This window comes from Halomicronema sp. CCY15110, from assembly GCF_016888165.1.
Lineage (GTDB): Bacteria > Cyanobacteriota > Cyanobacteriia > Phormidesmidales > Phormidesmidaceae > Halomicronema.
Window position 1 is genome coordinate 1 of sequence record NZ_JACSWC010000308.1, and the last position, 437, is coordinate 437.

Below are 437 nucleotides of genomic sequence, written 5' to 3' on the forward strand. Positions count from 1 at the left end.
GCTGCCAGGGCACGATCGCGGGTCTGCTCAATGGCGGTCTGGGAGGCAAACTCGATCTCGATCTGAAACTGGTCGCGGTCGATCTGGGGAAAGAACTGGCTGGTCAGGGTGCCTGCGGCAATGAAGCCGACTAGGGGAATGGCGAGGGTGAGAGCGATCGCCAGCAGTGGGCGGGCGGTCATGCGGGCGATCGACCAGCGGTAGACCCGCGCCGCGCCCGGCAGTGCCAGCCCCTCGTTCCACCAGGCTCCCTGTTTGTTTAGAATGCGAGAAATTCCCCCCCCCCGCTCTCGTGGCGACGAACTGCGACCCAGCACCCGCGCCGCCAACGCCGCAATCAGCGTCAGCGAAATCGCTAGCGACGAAATCAGCGCCAAGATCACCCCCAGGGCAATGGTGCCGACAAATTCTCCCGCCGCCCCCGGCAGCAGGTAGAT

1 protein-coding gene is annotated in these 437 nt (G+C 65.0%); it reads right to left on the reverse strand.

Annotation, left to right across the window (positions count from 1 at the left end; genetic code table 11):
* Nucleotides 1-437 (reverse strand): efflux RND transporter permease subunit (locus JUK32_RS13665; protein WP_204139413.1); only part of this gene is annotated, 437 nt, incomplete at both ends.